Genomic DNA, 3096 nt, shown 5'->3' with positions numbered 1-3096 from the left:
TCTCCCGGGATTTTCAGACCGCCTGCGATTCCGGTAAGTTTCAGAGCAGTAGCTGAAAGCGGTGATGATTGCTGTGAAGAGTAGGTACAGAGTTGTAATAATAGGCGGGGGTGTAATCGGAACGGCAACAGCCTTCTATCTAGCGAAGAGTGGGATTCGCAACGTCGCTGTGCTTGAGAAGAATTATCTTTCATCAGGCTCAACAGGTCGATGCGGAGGAGGCATCAGGCAACAGTGGTCAGAAAGAATGAATGTGCGACTTGCCATCAGGAGCGTCGAGCATTTCAAAAGATTCGACAGTGAAGTGGGATTCGATATTGAGTACAACCAGGGTGGATATCTTCTTCTAGCCTACACAGACGAAGAAGTCTTGTCCTTCAATAAAAACACTTCAATGCAGAAGGAAGAAGGACTTGACGTTGAACTCCTCTCAAGAGAAGAAACGGCAAAGAAGTTTCCTTTCATAAACTTGACTGATGTTAAGGCTGCGGCTTATTGTCCAAGTGATGGCCACGCAAATCCACACTTGACAACGTTTGCATACGCACGGGCCGCTCAAAGGATGGGGGTAGATATCCTCACCCATACTTCTGCCAAAAGAATTCTTACGGAAAAAGGAAGGGTAACCGGTGTTCTCACCGACAGAGGTGAGATTGAATCGGAAATTGTCGTAAACGCAGCTGGCGGTTACTCCCAAGAAGTGGGAGAGATGGCAGGCATAGATTTGCCGACTGAATCCTACAAACACCAGATATTAGTTACGGAACCTCTAGAGCATTTCATGGATCCGCTCGTCATAAGTTTCGAGAAAAACTTCTACATAAGACAGACGAAATCGGGGAATTTCATAATGGGGCAGGGGGACAAAGCAGAACTCCCCGGACATGATGTCACTCCAACATGGAGGTTCTTGAGAGAGATGACTGGGAAGATGCCTGAATTCTTCCCATTCCTCAGTGATATGAGAGTCCTGCGACACTGGGCAGGACTTTATAATATGTCTCCCGACGGCCTGCCCATCATCGATAGGTCATGCGAGATTGAGGCCTTTTACTGTGCGATTGGGTTCTCAGGCCACGGATTCATGCTGGCCCCTGCTGTTGGAGAGGCAGTTGCCGAGTGGATAACATACGGTGAACCAAGAAGCGTTGATATTTCAAATCTGAGTATTAATCGATTCGAGCGGGGCTTTAGTAGAGAGAAAAATGTAGTATAGGAGGTCGAGAGGATGTTTGATGAAACGAATTTCTTCATTATTCCACCGTTCAAGAATGAAGTCTATATTGATCCCACTGACGATCACGTGAGATCTGAGATGAAAGAAGCAATCGCAACGGTAAGATCTCGGGAGAAAGACTACGATCTGTTAATTGGCGGCAGACACTACTCTACAGAGAAGCGAATCATTTCGACGAATCCTGCCGATCCTGAAGAAGTAATCGGTAGAGTCTCAAAGGCCAATAAGGAATTAATAAATAGGGCTATGGAGAGTGCCTATAATGTTTTTAGAAGCTGGAGCCGACTGCCTGCTCACGAGAGAATAAAGCCCTTTCTGAAAGCGGCACAGATAATGAGAGATAGACGATTCGAACTCGATGCTACAATGATTCTTGAAGAAGGAAAGAGCTGGATTGAAGCCGATGCCGATCTTGCCGAAGCAATAGACTTTCTTGAGTTCTACTGTCGTGAAGCCCTCAGGTATGCAGGATCTCAACCGGTAGTTCAGATACCTGGCGAATTAAACGAACTGAGATACATACCGCTGGGCGTGGGTGTAGTAATACCACCCTGGAATTTTCCCAGTGCAATCATGGCCGGGATGACCAGCGCGGCAGCAATATCTGGAAACTGTGTGCTGCTCAAACCGGCATCTGACGCTCCGGTGATTGCAGCAAAGTTCGTCCAGATTCTGGTAGAAGCTGGTCTACCTGATGGAGTAGTAAACTTTGTGCCTGGTTCAGGAAGTGAAATAGGCGACTATCTCGTTGAACATCCACTGACCAGATTTATCTCGTTCACAGGCTCGAAAGAAGTAGGATTGAGAATAAATGAGCTGGCTGCAAAACATCAAGAGGGCCAAAAATGGATAAAGAGGGTAGTATTGGAAATGGGTGGTAAGGACTGCGTTGTAGTCGATGAAACAGCGGATCTTGAAGCTGCGTCTTCTGGAGCGGTAACGAGTGCGTTTGGCTTCCAGGGGCAGAAATGCTCGGCTGGATCGAGAATAGTAGTCGTAGAGAATGTCTATGATGAAATGGTTCAACTTATAAAGGAGAAGACAGAAGCACTTACCGTCGGAGATCCCACCGACCCGGACAACTACATGGGGCCTGTTATCAACGAGGAGGCCATGGCAAAGATACTGAAATACATCGATATAGGGAAGAAAGAGTCCAGATTGGTAACGGGCGGCAATCATATTGAAGGAAAGGGCTACTTCATAGAACCCACAGTGTTCGCCGATGTGCCACCGAAAGCAAGAATCGCTCAGGAAGAGATATTCGGACCCGTTACAGCCATAATAAAGGCGCATGATTTCGATGATGCTATTGCAATCGCCAACGGAACCGAATATGGACTTACGGGCGCATTGTACAGCAAAAAGAGGAGCAGGATAGAGAGAGCGAAAGCGGAAATCCATGTTGGAAATCTCTATTTCAACAGGAAGTGCACCGGTGCGCTTGTTGGAGTTCAGCCATTCGGAGGATTCAATATGTCCGGTACTGATTCCAAAGCAGGTGGGAGAGATTACCTTTTGCTCTTCCTTCAGGCAAAGTCCATCAGTGAGAAGATTCTCTAGTTCACTCAAGAAATACCTAAGGTCCCCTTCAATGAGGACCTTAGGTATTTGGCGAAAACTCTCACTCAACTACTCTCTTGACCCAGACAGTTCCGCTCAGATAAATCGTCACTGAAGAATCAGAAGATGCTTCATAGTCGTAAAGAGCTAACCAATCTATGTTTTCAGAAGATCCTTTGTTGATAATTTCGAGGATCATTTCCAGTGGGACGGAATCCATTGAATCGATCTCAAAGATATTTTCTCCCGGTCGAACCACGTCGTTGAAGAGTCTGTGATCCATTATGGAATCGGGA

Annotated in this window: 2 protein-coding genes; both read left to right on the top strand. The window is 46.6% G+C overall.

What is annotated here, in order from left to right; all coding sequences use genetic code 11:
- Positions 1–67: 67 nt before the first annotated feature.
- Positions 68–1216, top strand: a complete 1149-nt coding sequence (locus ENN47_12045; GenBank protein ID HDP78879.1) for an FAD-binding oxidoreductase — start codon at positions 68–70, stop codon at positions 1214–1216.
- Between the two features lie 12 nt (positions 1217–1228).
- A complete protein-coding gene (pruA, locus tag ENN47_12040; GenBank protein ID HDP78878.1) occupies positions 1229–2800 on the top strand; it encodes an L-glutamate gamma-semialdehyde dehydrogenase in 1572 nt (523 codons plus the stop codon).
- Positions 2801–3096: the final 296 nt, after the last annotated feature.

Source organism: Mesotoga infera (genome assembly GCA_011045915.1).
Classification (GTDB): Bacteria; Thermotogota; Thermotogae; order Petrotogales; family Kosmotogaceae; genus Mesotoga; species Mesotoga infera_D.
Note: the sequence above shows the minus strand (reverse complement) of the source record. Positions and strands in the feature narration are given on the sequence as shown.

What these genes read in the sequence shown, in the direction of transcription:
- pruA (HDP78878.1), top strand. Translation starts at nt 1,229, where the DNA reads ATGTTTGATGAAACGAATTTCTTCATTATTCCACCGTTCAAGAATGAA.